Consider the following 16,247-nt stretch of genomic DNA (forward strand, 5'->3'; position numbering starts at 1 on the left):
CCTTAGACGCAATAGACTTTTTTACAAAACTGCGGAGAGTCCTCTCACCGCGCAGACGCGCGGTGGCTGGATTCCTGTGACGAGCACAGGAAAGAGGGAAACCGTGTGGCCTGAAAATGAAATTCATCGCCTAACGGGCTGCACGTTCATCCTTGCCGAAACGATGCATCTGCCCCCGGTTCCGCGTCGCGCACGGTATCGCGTCGGAGGGCGTAACAGCGAGGGAAACTGGTGTAATATCCGCCCCCTACCGCATCGCCTTGTCGTCCTCGCCGAACCGGTGCATGTGGGCCGGGTCTGGTGTGGCAAAAACCGTCTCGTCCGGCGCATAGGGATGCTCGCCGAAGAGGCGGACCGTCAGCAGGCCGGTCTGGTCGGTTTCGAGGTAGAGGATAGTGTCGGCGCCGAGGTGCTCGACGTGGACGACCTTGGCAGGCCAGGTGCCGCTCTCGCGCGACAGGGTGATGTGCTCGGGCCGGACGCCGATGGTTTTTGCGCTTTCGCCGAGCTTGGCGCCCGGGATCATGTTCATCTGGGGCGAGCCGATGAAGCTGCCGACGAAGACGTTGGCGGGGCGATTGTAGAGCTCCATCGGGGTGCCGACCTGCTCGATGGTTCCGGCATTCAGCACGACGATGCGGTCGGCAAGCGTCATGGCCTCGACCTGGTCGTGGGTAACATAGATCATCGTCGCCTTCAGGCTGCGGTGAAGACGGGCGATCTCGAGCCGCGTCTGGACGCGCAGCGCCGCATCGAGATTGGACAGCGGCTCGTCAAACAGGAAAAGCGCCGGTTCGCGGACGATGGCACGGCCGATGGCAACGCGCTGGCGCTGGCCGCCGGAGAGTTCCGCCGGACGACGGGCCAGATAGGGCTCGAGGGAGAGCATGCCGGATGCCTTGGCAACCCGCTCCTCTATCGCGGCCTTCGGGGTGCCCGCCTGTTTCAGCCCAAGGCCCATATTGTCCTTTACCGTCAGGTGCGGGTAAAGCGCGTAGGATTGAAACACCATGGCGATGCCACGCTTGGCCGGCGGGGTCGTGGTGACGTCGACTCCGTTGATGATCACCGTTCCATCAGTCACGTCCTCGAGGCCGGCGATGCTGCGCAGCAAGGTCGACTTGCCGCAGCCGGACGGGCCGACGAAGATGACGAATTCGCCGTCCTTGACCTCGAGGTCGATGCCCTTCAGCACCTCATGGGTGCCATAGGCCTTTCGGATGGATTTCAGTTGAAGCGATCCCAAAGCTTTTATCCTTACAAAGTGACGGTCTTGCCGGTCCGGACGCTCTCGTCCGCGGCAAGGCAGATGCGCAGCGACTGCACGGCATCGTGCATGTGCCGCGTCAGGTCGATATCCTCGATGATGGCTTTCAGCACATAGGCCTGCTCGAAATCGCAGAGTTCCTGATGCCCGGGCTCACCATCCATATGCAGGTCGCGATCAGGCAGGATGAACCGGCCATCCGGGCCGGTTTCGGCATTGTGCAGCCGGATGACCGATGTCTTGGTGTGCGTGTCGATATCGTCGGACTTGGCGTTCGGGTCCATGACGATCGAAACGGCGCCATTCGGCGACATCACGTCCTTCACGAAGAACGCCGTCTCCGAAATCATCGGCCCCCAGCCGGCCTCATACCAGCCGACCGAGCCGTCCTCGAACTTCACCTGAAGGTGGCCGTAGTTGTACATATCCGGCGCGATCTCATTGGACAGGCGCAGGCCCATGCCGCGCACTTCGACAGCCCTCGCATCGGTGATCTGGCACATGACATCGACATAGTGCACGCCGCAGTCGACGATCGGCGAAGTCGTCTGCATCAGAGCCTTGTGGGTTTCCCAGGTCGGGCCGCTCGATTGCTGGTTGAGGTTCATGCGAAAGACATAGGGACCGCCAAGATTGCGGGCCTCGGCAATCAGCCGCATCCAAGACGGATGATGGCGGAGGATATAGCCGATGACGAGCTTCTTGCCCGCCGCCTTTGCGGCTGCAACCACGCGCTCGGCATCGGCAACCGTCGTTGCCAGCGGCTTTTCAATGAAGACGTCGCAGCCGGCCTCGAACGCCATGACCGCATAGTCGGCATGGCTGTCGGAATAGGTACAGATCGAGCAGAGATCGGGCTTCAGTTCTGTCAGCGCGGTCTGGAAGTCGGCGTGAATCGTATAGCCGTGCAACGCTTCGTCCAGCACTGGCTTGGAGCGATTGACGAGGCCGACGATCTCGAAGCCTGCGTTATTGTGATAGGCGAGCGCATGGCTTCGGCCCATGTTGCCAAGCCCGGCGACAAGCACGCGGATGGGTTTTTCGGATAGGCTCATTTGACCGCTCCCGCAGTGATGCCGCGGATCAGCTGCCGCGAGAAGATGACGTAGAGGACCAGGATCGGAAGAATGGCCAGCGATAGCGCCGCCAGAACTGCATTCCAGTTGGTGACGAACTGGCCAATGAAGATCTGGCTGCCGAGGGTGACAGTCTTGGTCGCTTCGCTCGGCGCAAGGATCAGCGGGAACCACAGGTCGTTCCAGATCGGTATCATCGTGAACACGGCCACGGTCGCCATGGCCGGACGGATCAGCGGCAATACCAGCCGGATGAAAATCGCATACTCGTTCAGACCATCGATGCGGCCGGCGTTCTTAAGGTCATCAGAGACTGTCCGCATGAACTCGGACAGGATGAAGATCGCCAGCGGCAGACCTTGCGCCGTATAGACGAGGATCAGTGCCGTCAGCGTGTTGACCAGACCGGCGGCGACCATCCCCTGCAGGATGGCGACAGTGCCGAGCCGGATGGGGATCATGATGCCGATCGCCATGTAGAGCCCGACGACCATATTGCCGCGAAAGCGATATTCCGAGAGCGCAAACGCCGCCATCGCGCCGAACAAAAGTACCAGCACGATCGAGACGATGGTGACGACAAAGCTGTTCTGGAAATACATGGCGAAATTGCCCTGCCCCAGGACCGTCTGGTAGCCGATCAGGCTAAAGGTGGTCGGCGTCGGCACCATCATCGGCGCGCGAAAGATCGCGCCGCGATCCTTGAACGAATTGATGACGGTCAGGAAGACCGGAAACAAGGCGATCAGCGTGTAGCTGATCAGGGCCAGATGGACGAGACCGGTGCGGATGGTGGATGAGCGTGCCTTGGACATCGGTGCCGCCTCAGAACTGGTAGCGGCGGATGCACCGCTGAACGATGAACAGGTAGAACGAGACGCCGGCAAGGATGATCAGGAACATGACGGTTGCGATCGTTGCGCCCATGGAGCGGTCGCCAAGCTGCAGCTGGAAGCCGAAGAAGGTGCGATAGAGCAGCGTGCCCAGAATATCGGTCGAGCCATCAGGCCCGGCGAGCGCACCCTGCACTGTATAAACCAGGTCGAAGGCGTTGAAATTGCCAACGAAAGTGAGAATCGAGATGATCCCGATAGCCGGCAACACCAGCGGCAGCTTGATCTTCCAGAACTGGCTCCAGCCGGTAATGCCGTCGCATTCCGCAGCTTCGATCACTTCTTCTGGGATGTTGAGCAGCGCCGCATAGATCAGCATCATCGGGATGCCGACATATTGCCAGACGGAGATCAGGGCGACCGCGATCAGCGCCGAACCCGGTTTGCCGAGCCACGGGCTGAACAATGCCTTGAGGCCAACGAGGTCCATCATCCACGGCGTGACGCCCCAGAGCGGCGACAGGATCAGCTTCCAGATGAAGCCGACAATGACGAAGGACAGCAGCGTCGGCAGGAAGATTGCCGTGCGGTAGAAGGTGACGAAGCGAAGCTTCGGCAACGACAGCATGGCGGCCAGCGCCACGCCGATCGGGTTCTGCACGCACATGTGGATGACGAAGAAGATGAAGTTGTTGCGAAGCGCATTCCAGAAATCATGCGCCCACCTGATATCGCCGAACAGCACCTTGAAGTTGGCAAGGCCGACGAAGGTAAGCTGCCCGTCGACCAGATTGTAAAAGGATTGCCGCAGGGTCTCGACCAGCGGCAGGATCATCACCACCGTGTAGACCAGGAACGCCGGAAAAAGGAAAACGAGAATATGCCAGCGCCGCTGGCGCTTGATCGAAACCGGCTGCAGGGCCGCTGAAGTGGTGATGTCGCTCATGGCTTTGCCTGTTTTCTTGGGGCTTGCGCGGGCACAGCATGATCACGGTACCTCCCCCTTGAGGGGGGAGGTCGCAGCGAGGCTGCGGGTGGGGGTGACGCCACACGCGCAAGGATCACCCCACCCCGGCCCGTCGGGCCGACCCTCCCCCTCAAGGGGAGGGTAAACTTCTTACTTGGCAGGCTTGAACCAGCTGTCGAGGCCGGTCTGTAGCTTCTTGGCAGCAACTTCCGGCGTATCCGTGCCGTTGATGACGTTGGCCGATTCCACCCAGGTTTCGTTCTCGAGGTTAGGCGTGCCACGCGACAGGATCTGGTAGGTCGAGCGAACCGTCGACTTGTACGGACCGCGCCAGGAGACGAATTCCTGCGCCAGCGGATCGCTCATCTTCACCGGTGTCGAGTTCAGGCTGAAGAATCCCGGCAGCGAGTTGGCGTAGATGTCGGCGAATTCCGACGAGGCAACCCAGGACAGGAACTTCTTGGCTTCTTCCGGATGCGCCGATTTGGCATTCAGGCCAACGCCGATATCCGGATGATCCGAGATGTAGCCCGTGTCGCCGGCCTTCGGAACCGGTGGCGGGAAAGCGCCCATCTTGAACTGGGCTTGGGCTGTGAACAGCGCGATTTCCCAAGAGCCGGCCGGATAGATAGCGGCGCGGCCGAGAGTGAAGAGGTTCTGGCTGTCGGCATAGGTCTGGGCTTCGAAACCGTCGCCGAGGTATGGCTTCCACTTGGCCAGCTGCTTGAAAGGCTCGACCCAGTCGGCGTCGGTCAGCTTCTGCTTGCCTTCCATCAGCGCAACTCGGCCTTCTTCGCCCTTCCAGTAGTTGGGACCGATGTTCTGGTAGCCCATCGTTGCGGCTTCCCAGAGGTCCTTCGTGCCCATGGCCATCGGGATATAGGTACCGTCAGCCTTAATCTTGTCGAGCGCGGCGTAGAACTCGTCGGTGGTCTTCGGAACGGAGATACCGAGCTTCGCGAAGGCATCCTTGTTGTAGATGAAGCCATGGATGACAGACGCCATCGGTACGCAGAAGGTCGACTTGCCGTCATCCGTCGACCAGGCAGCCTTGGCGACCGGCGAGAAATTGCTCATGCCCGGCAGCGTCGTCAGGTCGGCAAGGTGCTTCTTGTTGAACAGGTCCAGAGAAGCGTCGAACGGACGGCAGGTGATGATGTCGCCCGCAGAACCGGCATCGAGCTTGGCATTCAGCGAGGCGTTGTATTCGGTCGGTGCTGTCGGCGAGAAAGTGATCTTGATGCCCGGGTTCTTGGCTTCGAAAGCCGGGATGATCTTTGTCTGCCAGATCGACAGGTCGTCATTGCGCCAGCTCTCGACGTTCAAAGTGACGTCGGCCGCATGAACGAACCCGGCCGAGCTCAAAAGGCTGGATGCGAGCAGCAAGCCCTTCAGAATTTTCTGTGTCATTTTTTTCCCTCTCCTGTTCCTGGCGTCTCAAGACGCCGTTTTCGATCTGAAACGAGCACCGGCCGGCTCAAGCCAGCGGCGACCCATATCCCCGCATGAAACCGCAGCAGGAATACATATCAATCAGGAAAACGCTGCAACGTCACGCCGCACGGATCGAAATCGATCCGCCCTTTGCCGTGACATCTGCTGACGAATATTGTCGTCCGCCTGGCGCTCCGGCTATTTTTGTTTGCCGCTTCCGCCGATGTCCGTCGATGCTGTTCCCTTGGTCGGAATTAAGTCCAAAAAAATACCAATTGTCCAGTTGAATTTAACCTTTTCGTCGCAAAAAATCCTGGAAACGAAAAATTCACAACAAAAACAATCGAATAAAAACAAACGGCGCAGATCATCTTCGCACTTGGTAAATGGTATTTTTTTGGTATGGTAGTGAAAAACGCGGGAACGGACGGCATCCGGGGGCTCACATGACGAAGTATGCAATCGGCATAGACGGCGGCGGAACGAGTTGCCGTGCCGCCGTAGCAGATGCGACCGGCAGAATTCTCGGGCGCGGCAAGGCTGGCCCTGCCAACATCATGTCGGACCGCGTGATGGCCCTTGAGAACATCGTTGCCTCCAGCCGCAGCGCCCTTGAGAACGCCGGGATTGATCCATCCTGCCTCGTAAGCAGCACCGCCGTGCTTGGCGTTGCCGGCGCCAATGTCGGCCCTCACGGTAGCCTCATCCGCGAAGCACTGCCATTTGCCAAGGCCGAGGTCGTCACCGACCAGCTGATCGCCCTGCAGGGAGCACTCGGACCCTCGGACGGCGTTGTCGCTTCCTTCGGCACCGGTTCCGTCTACGGCGCAAGACGTCACGGCAAGGTAACCGAGATCGGCGGATGGGGGTTTGTCGTCGGAGACCAGGCCAGCGGCGCCAGGCTTGGCCGCGACCTCCTCGAACTGGCACTGCTTGCCCACGACGGCGTCTGCGCCGCAACGCCGCTGACGCGCATCGTCATGGCCGCATTCCGCAACAATCCGCAGGACGTCGTGGAATTCGCGCATAGTGCCACGCCGGGGGATTTTGCCCGGTATGCGCCTCAGGTTTTCGAGCACGCTGCTGCTGGCGACGCCATCGCAACCCGGATCGTCCGCAAGGCGGCGTCTGACATCGACAACAGCCTCGATGCCCTGCTCTGGCCAGATTGCAACACTGTCTGCCTGCTCGGTGGCCTCGCTCTCGCCTATCGCGCGTGGCTGAGCACTGCGCATCAGGCGCTGCTTGTCGATCCACTCGGTGACGCGCTGCAGGGAGCCGTGTCGTTTGCGGTCGCCCTTGCCGGGCAAGACGAAAGGCGCAGCGCATGACCGGCGACCTGACCCTGATCTTCTCTCCCGCCCGCATGCAGGAAGCAGGCACGGGGCCGCTCTACGTCAAGCTGCGCAGAACGCTGGAGGAGGCCCTCAAGGCTGGTACGTTGAAGCAGGGCGACGCTCTGCCGCCGGAGCGCGACATTGCCGAATATGCCGCCGTCAGTCGGGTCACCGTGCGCAAGGCCATCGACAACCTGGTGACCGACGGGCTGCTGGTGCGGCGCCATGGTTCCGGTACCTTCGTCAGCAAGCCGGTCTCCAAGGTCGAGCAGAAGCTGTCGCAGCTGACCTCGTTCACCGAGGATATGGCCCGGCGCGGCATGACGGCGCGATCGCAATGGCTGCACAAGGGCATCCACACGCCCTCGCCCGACGAGATGATGATCCTAGGCCTTGCCGCCGACACCAAGGTTTCCCGCCTGAGCCGCCTGCGCATCGCCGACGACCAGCCGCTGGCGATCGAACACGCCAGCGTCTCCGGCGAATTCCTGCCCGACCCGTCGACCGTTACCGCCTCGCTTTACGCCGAACTTGAGAAGCGTCAGGTGCGGCCGGTGCGCGCCGTGCAGCGCATATCTGCGACAAACATGAAGGAGACGGATGCGGAATTGCTCGGAGTATCGGCTGGAGCAGCCGGCCTGTCGATCGAGCGCATCTCCTATCTCGCCTCCGGCCGCGCAGTCGAATTCACCCGCTCGCTCTATCGCGGCGACGCCTACGATTTCGTCGCGGAACTGACCATCGGGCCGGGTTGATGTTTACCAGATGCGAGCGATCCAGTCTCCGAGATCGTCGAGAGCATCGAAAACAACGTCTGCCGAGATGATCGCGATGCGACTGTCCATGGCCGTTGCTGCAAGCAACCGGTCGAAGGGGTCGCGGTGGCCCCAGTTCATCATCGAAGCATTGACGCATATTGCAGGAGTAATATCAGCGATTTCACCGCCCTGCTGCTAGAGAAGCGCCGGAAGTTCCTCAAACAAACGGCTCCATCTCCGGCCATTTGCCGATACGGACCTTTTGGCAGATTTCAAACAGGCTGCTCGGGCTGACGAAAATATGCTCGGCCTTCTCCATCACTGCGACCGCTCTCGGTGAGAGCCGCTTGTCGCCCGTCAGCGACCATGCCCAAACATGGGTGTCGAGCAGGAATGAACTCACTGCGCGCCTTCTCAGAGCGCCAGTTCTTCCTCATCCATGTCGGTGAGAAAATCCGGAGCATCGCCTGTCAACTTGCCTTTGAGGATGCCTATCTTGAACGACCGCCGCTCGATGGGCACAAGCTTCACAACCGGCTTGCTGCCCTTGGCGATGACAACCTCTTCCCCGGAAAGCGCAGCATCAATGAGCTTGGACAGATTGGTCTTTGCGGCGTGGACGGTGACTTGCATCTTCTGGCCCTTAGCTAAGTTAGCCAAAATAACATCGGGGCAAACGCATCACCATCCATTTTCAATCGAGCGCTATGTGCTGCCTGATCAAACACTTACGGCCGAAAGGTGAATCACCTTCCGGCCGCATGAACGTGAATCAAATCGCCAGCGTCTAGCCCTAACCGCTTGCAAAGACACGCCGATCAGGCGGCAGCGTCGATCTTTTCCTCGCGCTTGTTCGGCACGTAGTTGAGCACCGGGCCGAGCCAGCGCTCGACTTCCTCGACCGGCATTCCCTTGCGGGCGGCATAATCCTGCACCTGGTCGCGCTCGACTTTGGCGACACCGAAATAGTAGGAGCCGGGGTGGCCGATATAGACGCCGGACACTGACGAGCCCGGCCACATGGCATAGCTCTCGGTCAGCTTGACGCCGGTGGCCGCTTCCGCATCGAGCAGCCGGAACAGCGTTTCCTTCTCGGTATGATCAGGTTGGGCCGGATATCCCGGCGCCGGCCGGATACCGGCATAGGTCTCGCTGATCATCTCCTCGGGCGACAGGGTCTCTTCGGTCGCATATCCCCAGAATTCGCGGCGCACCCGCTCGTGCATCCGCTCGGCAAAGGCTTCGGCGAAACGGTCGGCCAGCGCCTTGACGAGGATCGACGAGTAGTCGTCGTTGGCGCCGGCGAAGCGTTCCGAAATCGCCACTTCCTCGACACCAGCCGTGACCACGAAGCCACCGATGTAATCCCCGGCGCCGCTGTCGACGGGTGCCACGAAATCCGACAGCGCCACATTCGGCCGTCCATCGCGCTTCGAGAGCTGTTGGCGAAGCGTGTAGAAAGTCGCAAGCTCCGCAGTCCGCGTCTCGTCGGTAAACAGCCTGATGTCGTCGCCGACGGCACCTGCTGGCCAGAAACCAATGACGGCGCGCGGACGAAACCACTTTTCGTCGATGATTTTCTTCAGCATCGCTTGTGCGTCAGCAAACAGTGCGCGTGCCGCCTCGCCCTGCTTTTCGTCCTCGAGAATGGCCGGATAGCGGCCCTTCAGCTCCCAGGTCTGGAAGAACGGTGTCCAGTCGATGTATTGCGCCAGTTCGGCCAGATCATAGTCCTCGAAGATCTTGGTGCCGAAGAACGACGGCGTCTTTGGGGTATAGGCCGACCAGTCGAGCTTCTCAGGATTTTCGCGGGCACGGGAAAGCGGCAGGCGGACCTTTTCCAGTTCGTTGCGGGCATGCGCTGCCGCAACCTTGGCGTATTCCTCGCGGATGGTGTCGACATAATTTTTCTTGCCCTCAGGCGACAACAGCGCCGAGACGACGCCGACTGCGCGCGACGCATCGGTGACGTAGACCGCCTGGCCAGAGGAATAGCCCGGATGGATCTTCACCGCCGTATGAACGCGGCTTGTAGTCGCTCCGCCGATCAGCAGGGGAATATTGAAGCCTTGGCGCTCCATCTCTGCCGCGACATGCACCATTTCGTCGAGCGACGGGGTGATCAGGCCGGACAGGCCGATGATGTCGACCTTCTCGCGGATTGCTGTCTCAAGGATCTTCGCCGCCGGCACCATGACGCCGAGGTCGATGATGTCGTAGTTGTTGCAGGCAAGCACGACGCCGACGATGTTCTTGCCGATATCGTGAACGTCGCCCTTGACCGTCGCCATCAGCACCTTGCCGGCCGCCTCGCGCTCGCCGTTGCCGCCATTGGCCAGCTTTTCAGCCTCCATGTAGGGCAGCAATACGGCGACGGCCTGCTTCATGACGCGAGCGGATTTGACCACCTGCGGCAGGAACATCTTGCCCGAGCCGAACAGGTCGCCGACGACGTTCATGCCGGACATCAGGGGGCCTTCGATGACGTGCAGCGGTCGCTCGACACCCTGGCGCGCCTCCTCGGTGTCGGCCTCGATAAATTCGGTCACGCCGTTAACCAGCGCGTGCTCTATGCGCTTTTCAACCGGGAGCTCGCGCCAGGACATATCCTGTACACGGGCTTCGCGCACGCCGGTTCCGCGATAGCGCTCGGCGACCTCGAGCAGCCGCTCCGTGCCGTCAGGGCGGCGGTTGAGAACCACGTCCTCGCAGGCCTCGCGCAGAACAGGATCGATGGTGTCATAGACGACCAGTTGGCCGGCATTGACGATGCCCATGTCCATCCCCGCCTGGATGGCGTGATAGAGGAAGACAGAGTGCATCGCCTCGCGCACCGTATCGTTGCCGCGGAACGAGAATGACAGGTTCGAGACACCGCCGGAGATATGCACCAGTGGCATGGTCTGCCGGATGGTCCGCGTCGCCTCGATGAAATCGACGCCGTAATTGTTATGCTCCTCGATGCCCGTGGCGACGGCAAAGACATTCGGATCGAAGATGATATCCTCGGGTAAGATGCCCGCCTGTTCGGTCAGGATCTTGTAGGCGCGGGTGCAGATATCGACCTTGCGCTGGTAGGTGTCGGCCTGGCCGGTCTCGTCGAACGCCATGACGACGACCGCGGCACCATAGGCATGTACCAGCCGTGCCTGCTCGAGGAACTTCTCCTCGCCTTCCTTCAGCGAGATCGAGTTGACGATCGACTTGCCCTGGACGCATTTCAGGCCGGCCTCGATGATCGACCATTTCGACGAGTCGATCATGACAGGCACGCGAGCGATATCCGGCTCGGCTGCGATCAGGTTCAGGAACTCGACCATCGCCTTCTCGGAATCGATCAGGCCTTCATCCATGTTGATGTCGATCACCTGAGCGCCGGCTTCGACCTGGTCGCGAGCGACAGCCAGGGCCGCGTTGTAGTCGGCATTGGTGATAAGCTTGCGGAATTTCGCCGAACCGGTGACATTGGTGCGCTCGCCGACGTTGACGAACGGAATATCCTTGGTGAGTTGGAACGGCTCGAGACCCGACAGCGACATGAAGGGACGATGTTCGGGGATGGCGCGCGGCTTGTATTTCGACACGGCTTCGGCGATGGCGCGGATATGGTCCGGCGTCGAGCCGCAGCAGCCGCCAACGATGTTGACCAAACCCTCGGCTGCAAAGCCCTCGATCTGCGCCGCCATCATCTCGGGCGTCTCGTCGTACTGGCCGAATTCGTTTGGTAGGCCGGCATTCGGGTAGGCGCAGATCAGCGTGTCGGCAGCCCCTGACAGCTCCTGCAAATGCGGCCGCATGGCATTGGCACCGAGCGCGCAGTTAAGGCCGATGGTGAACGGATTGGAATGGCGAACCGCGTTCCAGAACGCCGATGGCGTCTGGCCCGAAAGGGTACGGCCGGAAAGGTCGGTTATCGTGCCGGAGATCATAACCGGCAGGCGGACGCCCTTGGCGATAAATCGCTCCTCGCAGGCGAAGATCGCGGCCTTGGCATTCAGCGTGTCGAAAATGGTTTCGATCAGGATGATGTCGGCGCCGCCATCGATCAACCCATCGATCTGCTCGCCATACGCAATGCGCAACTCGTCGAAGGAGACGGCGCGGAAACCGGGATTGTTGACGTCGGGCGAGATCGATGCCGTACGGTTTGTTGGGCCGATGGCGCCGGCGACAAAGCGGCGACGGCCGTCTTCCCGCTCGGCACGGATGGCAGCCCGGCGCACGACGCGTGCACCCTCCTTGTTGAGATCGTAGACAGCGCCTTCCATCTCGTAGTCGGCCTGGGCGATGCGCGTCGAGGAAAACGTGTTGGTTTCCAGGATGTCGGCGCCGGCCATGGCGTAGCGATAGTGGATTTCCTCGATGGCGTCGGGCTGGCTGAGGATCAGAAGGTCGTTATTGCCCTGCTGGTGACAGGCGCAGCCGATGAAGCGGTCGCCGCGGAACTGCTCCTCGTCGAAGCCAAGCCCCTGAATCTGCGTGCCCATGGCACCATCGAGCACCAGAATGCGCTCGCTGGCTGCCTGCTTAAGCGCCGCGAACACATCGCTGCCGTCCCGCTTCGCCGCTTCCGGACCAAAAAGATCGTCAAACACCAGCATACTCCCTCGACCCGACTGCGACTCCGCATTCAATCACATAAAGATATCTTTATGTCAATATATGCGGTCGATCATAGTGATTTGCAATATAGCCGCTCTTTTTGCCGAACGGCAAAAAACATGCAGGTGCGCCCGCGATTACCGGACTTCGGTCTTGGTTGCTGGCGCATCGGTCGTCGCAAAACATACTGCACCCGCAGAGGGCAAGAGTGGTGAGGTGCGGCTTGATATCTATGCAGCCTGCACCACGTTTTTCAGCGATCCACCGACAAGCACTCGAGTGCGCGCAACGCACTTGACGCCGCAGCTCTGTTCTTGTCGGATCACTGACACTAAGAATCCCGGCCAAGGGCGCGCACCGCGCTTGGCATTTATAAAGACTCCCGGAGGAAACACTTATGATCGCAGCTGAACCCGCCACGCTGGGAAACTGGAGCAACCGCGACTATCATCGCCGCTGGCTGCTCGATCAGGCCAACGGCTTGTTCGATTTCTTCCAGTATCGCGCCGTCAATCCGAAGGGCGGGTTTTACGACATGGACGATGCGGGCAAGCCGCTCGGTGCCGATAACTCGGTGCGCGGCATTCATTCGTCCGCCCGCATGGTCCACTGCTTTTCGATCGCCAGCCTGCTGGGGCGGCCCGGGGCCGACGAGATCATCGACCACGGCATGAGCTACCTCTGGCATCATCACCGCGACAAGACCCACGGCGGCTACTTCTGGACTGTCAACAATGACGGTCCCGTCGATGCCAGCAAGCAGGGTTACGGCCACGCCTTCGTGCTGCTCGCCGCATCATCGGCAAAGACCGTCGGCCATCCGCTGGCAGACGAGATGCTCGCCGACATAACGAAAATAATCGACGAGAAATTCTGGGAAGACAGCCACGGCGCCATCGCCGAAGAGTTCAATCAGGATTGGTCACCGATCGGTGACTACCATGGCCAGAACTCCAATATGCATCTGACCGAGGCGCTGATGGCAGCGTTCGAGGCGACGGGCGACAGGTCATACCTCGACAAGGCCGAACGTATCGCCGACCTCATCATCCGGCGGCAGGCAGGCGCTGTCGGCTTCCGCGTGCCCGAGCATTTCGATGCCCAGTGGCAGCTCGACAAGACCTATCGCGGCAACGAGATGTTCCGCCCGTCCGGCACGACGCCCGGCCACTGGCTGGAGTGGGCACGCCTCGTGCTGCAGCTCTGGACGCTGGGCGGCAAGCGCCACGACTGGATGCCGGAAGCGGCTCGCCACCTGTTTGCGCAGTCGATGTCGCTGGGCTGGGACAAGGAGATCGGTGGCTTTTTCTACACGCTCGATTGGGAGGATGTACCGGCCAAGCGCAACAAGCTGTGGTGGCCGGCCTGCGAAGGAGCCGGCGCTGCCCACTATCTCAACGCGCATCTGCCTGATGACTTCCACGAGCAGAGCTATCGCAAGATCTGGGGTATCATCGGCAAGGCGTTTATAGACCGTCAGAACGGCGGCTGGCATGAGGAACTGACGGAAGATCTGGCCCCTGCCCACACACTGTTTAGCGGCAAGGGAGATATCTACCACGCCCTGCAGGCCTGCCTGATCCCGCTATTTCCGGCGACCGGCAGCTTGACCAGGGTGATATCGGAAGCCAGCGGCAGGCTCTGATCGCTATCCGATGACGGCGCGGGGCGATGCCATCCCGCGCCGCATTCTCGTGTGGCTATTCCGTCGCCAGGCTGAGATTGTGCAATTCATGCCCGAGCGTCAGTGCCAGCGCCTCGACCACCAGATTGTGGTCGTCGCGCTGTGGCAGGCCGGAGACGGTGACGGCACCGATGCAGCCTGTGCCGATGACGTGGATCGGGAAGCTGCCGCCATGCGGCGCGTAGTCGGCCGCCGACAGTCCGTTGTTCTCGACAGTCTTGCCGGCTTTCTTCAATTCAAGACCGCTGGCATAGCTGCTGCGGAAATAGCGGAGAACCATCGCCCGCTTGCGGCGGATCCAGTTGGCGTTATCCGGCGTCGAGCCGGCAAGCGCCACGTAGAATACCGGCATCGAATGCAGGGTGATGTCGATGGCCACGCCGAGATTGCGCTCGCGCGCCAGATCGTGCAGCAGATTGCCGAGAACCCAGGCGGTGGAGAAATCGAAAGAGTCGAAGCGCAGCACTTCTTCCTGCACGGCAATGCGGCTGAGATCGTGGTCAATGGTCATTGTCGGAACTCCCTCGTCTTCTCTGAACGCAATCAAGCCCCAAGCGCGCTGTTTGTCCACCGGCTTGTCTTCGATTGTCCAATCACCGCCCCTTGCCGAGGCGCTGCGTTCACGTCAATGATGCGACAATCGAAATATGCCGGAACCCCGACTTAATGCGCGCCAAGATCATCTTTCTGGCCATCCTGACCGCGATCTCGCGGATTGCCAGCGCCCGGGCCGAAGACGGTGGCCAGCAAGTGCTGCGCGACGGCTTCGACGGGAAAGATTTCGCCCCGGCCGGTCACCTCTACTATCGCAATAACGCCGAGCAGAAGGCAGGCACCTACCAGTTCCAGTCCGCGGTGAGCCGAAGCGGCGGCGGCGCGTTGAAACTCACCATCAAGCCGAATTGCGCAGCCGGCAAAGAAAATTGCAGCGAACGCGCCGAGATCTGGGAGAAAACCAAATATCGCGTCCCCTATGATCAAGGCGTCTGGTACGGATTTGCGGTCAAGTTCGCCGATCCGATACCATCAGGAGACCATCGTTACCTGATTGCCCAGTGGAAGCGCGAGATCGGCCCGGAGGCCAAGGGCGACTTCAGCCCCTTCCTCGCCCTGCGCCTCAACAACGGCAAGCTGTTTGCGACTGTCGAGACGAACTACGTCGCGCCGCCGTCGGGTGCGCCAAGCGTGAAACCCGGATCCTGCGCTTCCGGCCAGACGCCTGTCTGGTACCGCCCCGACACCAACCAGATGCGTGCCCTCGTCGCGACAGACGCCACCTGGACCAAGAGCGACGGCGGTGAGTTCACCAGTTGCACGGATGCGATGACCATCACCGATCGTGGCAACAAACTGCCGACGCCCGGTTCAGGCTGGATCGATTTCGCCATCTACACGCAGCCTGGACCAGACGGCACCGGCCGCATCGAGATTTTTGCCAACGATAAATGGATTGTCACCGTAAAGGGACATATCGGCCACGCGGACAAGGGTCTCGGCAGGAACCAGTATTTCAAGTTCGGCCCTTACCGCGACGCGGACACTACTGAATGGACCATGTATTACGATGATTTCCGCCGTTCGCCCCGCTGCAGGGATGTTCTGGCCGACGCATCGCTGTGTCCCGCAGACTAAAGGCGAAATAGCGACGAAATTGTTTGGAGGAGCGAACCATTGCGCGCATGGTGCGTTTAGTAAAGTTGTCATCAGGAGGCGATAGCTATGCTTAACACAACCCGTGACTGTGCTCGCGATAGCGCGAAAAATGCAATCCCGTCGCTGGGAGAAATCGAAGGTCGCCTCGCGGTGCTTGAGATCTTGGCCCAATGCGCCCTCACCCATGCACTCAGTGAAGGCGACCAGAAGGTCGACAAAGCTCTTCTGGAGGAAATTCGCCGCGCCATGCATGCGAAATGCGGTGAACTGAAGCTCGGCAGCGAGGACGCAGAATCTGCCTTCGGCTTTGCCGAGGAACTGATCAGCGCATCAATAGAAGCATCGAGGCTTAATCGCCAGTGATCTCGCGTCGTGCACAAATCATCCTCGCAGCCATGGTCGGGCTGGCCGTCATCCTGACTGTGCTGCTTCTCGTCGTCCCAAAAGTCCCTGAAATTCCAGGGACCGATCTGCCCCAGTCCGGGGCAGCAGCGCCTTCCAAATAGCAGTAATGTACCGTTACGGAACGGTGGGGTGTCCCGTTTTCGGAGGATATTAACACCCCCGTGCGGTCTCGCTTGAATATTAGAAAAATCGCGGCTTTATGGGATCGTCACCTGATCGCGGGTGCTTTCA

Annotated in this window: 15 protein-coding genes; 5 read left to right on the forward strand and 10 right to left on the reverse strand. The window is 60.5% G+C overall.

The features are described 5' to 3' along the window. Window positions 1-247 precede the first annotated feature (247 nt). The 5 genes from PR018_RS09335 to PR018_RS09355 all read right to left on the reverse strand — a co-directional run bounded on the left by PR018_RS09335 (window position 248) and on the right by PR018_RS09355 (window position 5,553). Complete coding sequence (locus PR018_RS09335) at window positions 248-1,246, reverse strand: ABC transporter ATP-binding protein (RefSeq protein ID WP_142823242.1); 999 nt, start codon at window positions 1,244-1,246, stop codon at window positions 248-250. Between the two features lie 11 nt (window positions 1,247-1,257). Then, window positions 1,258-2,322 carry a Gfo/Idh/MocA family protein gene (locus PR018_RS09340; RefSeq protein ID WP_142823243.1) on the reverse strand — a complete coding sequence of 355 codons (1,065 nt, stop codon included), beginning with the start codon at window positions 2,320-2,322 and terminating at the stop codon, window positions 1,258-1,260. Continuing rightward, entirely contained in the window at window positions 2,319-3,158 is an 840-nt protein-coding gene (locus PR018_RS09345; protein ID WP_142823244.1) for a carbohydrate ABC transporter permease, read from the reverse strand. The genes PR018_RS09340 and PR018_RS09345 overlap by 4 nt, the downstream gene beginning before the upstream one ends. A 10-nt stretch (window positions 3,159-3,168) precedes the next feature. After that, a complete protein-coding gene (locus tag PR018_RS09350) occupies window positions 3,169-4,122 on the reverse strand; it encodes a carbohydrate ABC transporter permease (RefSeq protein ID WP_142831459.1) in 954 nt (317 codons plus the stop codon). A 171-nt stretch (window positions 4,123-4,293) separates the two neighbouring features. After that, a complete protein-coding gene (locus PR018_RS09355; RefSeq protein ID WP_111222796.1) occupies window positions 4,294-5,553 on the reverse strand; it encodes an ABC transporter substrate-binding protein in 1,260 nt (419 codons plus the stop codon). 470 nt (window positions 5,554-6,023) lie between these two features. Here PR018_RS09355 and PR018_RS09360 point away from each other — a divergent pair, with 470 nt between their 5' ends. Then, window positions 6,024-6,908 (forward strand): glucosamine kinase nucleotide-binding domain-containing protein, encoded by an 885-nt coding sequence (locus tag PR018_RS09360; protein ID WP_142823247.1) that lies wholly within the window; start codon window positions 6,024-6,026, stop codon window positions 6,906-6,908. Continuing rightward, a complete protein-coding gene (locus PR018_RS09365) occupies window positions 6,905-7,669 on the forward strand; it encodes a GntR family transcriptional regulator (RefSeq protein ID WP_142823248.1) in 765 nt (254 codons plus the stop codon). Before PR018_RS09360 ends, PR018_RS09365 begins: the two co-directional genes overlap by 4 nt. Before the next feature lie 3 nt (window positions 7,670-7,672). On the opposite strand, the gene PR018_RS09370 is transcribed toward PR018_RS09365, so the two are convergent. From PR018_RS09370 to metH, 4 genes are all read right to left on the reverse strand, one after another. Then, window positions 7,673-7,813, reverse strand: coding sequence for a PIN domain-containing protein (locus PR018_RS09370; RefSeq protein ID WP_224127735.1), 141 nt, complete (start codon window positions 7,811-7,813; stop codon window positions 7,673-7,675). A 76-nt stretch (window positions 7,814-7,889) separates the two neighbouring features. Continuing rightward, window positions 7,890-8,075, reverse strand: coding sequence for a type II toxin-antitoxin system VapC family toxin (locus PR018_RS09375; protein WP_224127738.1), 186 nt, complete (start codon window positions 8,073-8,075; stop codon window positions 7,890-7,892). Between the two features lie 11 nt (window positions 8,076-8,086). Next, window positions 8,087-8,305 carry a type II toxin-antitoxin system Phd/YefM family antitoxin gene (locus tag PR018_RS09380; RefSeq protein ID WP_142823249.1) on the reverse strand — a complete coding sequence of 73 codons (219 nt, stop codon included), beginning with the start codon at window positions 8,303-8,305 and terminating at the stop codon, window positions 8,087-8,089. Window positions 8,306-8,490: 185 nt separating this feature from the next. Further along, window positions 8,491-12,267: a methionine synthase gene (metH, locus tag PR018_RS09385; RefSeq protein WP_142823250.1), complete on the reverse strand. Its 3,777-nt coding sequence runs from the start codon at window positions 12,265-12,267 to the stop codon at window positions 8,491-8,493. Between the two features lie 404 nt (window positions 12,268-12,671). Here metH and PR018_RS09390 point away from each other — a divergent pair, with 404 nt between their 5' ends. Further along, on the forward strand, window positions 12,672-13,919 hold the full coding sequence (locus PR018_RS09390; protein ID WP_142823251.1) for an AGE family epimerase/isomerase: 1,248 nt from the start codon (window positions 12,672-12,674) through the stop codon (window positions 13,917-13,919). A gap of 55 nt (window positions 13,920-13,974) precedes the next feature. Here PR018_RS09390 and PR018_RS09395 read toward each other — a convergent pair whose 3' ends face one another. Next, on the reverse strand, window positions 13,975-14,469 hold the full coding sequence (locus PR018_RS09395; RefSeq protein ID WP_142823252.1) for a heme-degrading domain-containing protein: 495 nt from the start codon (window positions 14,467-14,469) through the stop codon (window positions 13,975-13,977). Window positions 14,470-14,624: 155 nt separating this feature from the next. On the opposite strand from PR018_RS09395, the gene PR018_RS09400 reads away from it, so the two are divergent. Beyond that, window positions 14,625-15,590 carry a polysaccharide lyase family 20 protein gene (locus tag PR018_RS09400; protein WP_142823253.1) on the forward strand — a complete coding sequence of 322 codons (966 nt, stop codon included), beginning with the start codon at window positions 14,625-14,627 and terminating at the stop codon, window positions 15,588-15,590. Between the two features lie 87 nt (window positions 15,591-15,677). Next, a complete protein-coding gene (locus PR018_RS09405; RefSeq protein ID WP_142823254.1) occupies window positions 15,678-15,974 on the forward strand; it encodes a hypothetical protein in 297 nt (98 codons plus the stop codon). The last annotated feature ends 273 nt before the right edge of the window (window positions 15,975-16,247 follow it).

Origin of the sequence: Rhizobium rhododendri (genome assembly GCF_007000325.2) — a bacterium.
GTDB lineage: Bacteria > Pseudomonadota > Alphaproteobacteria > Rhizobiales > Rhizobiaceae > Rhizobium > Rhizobium rhododendri.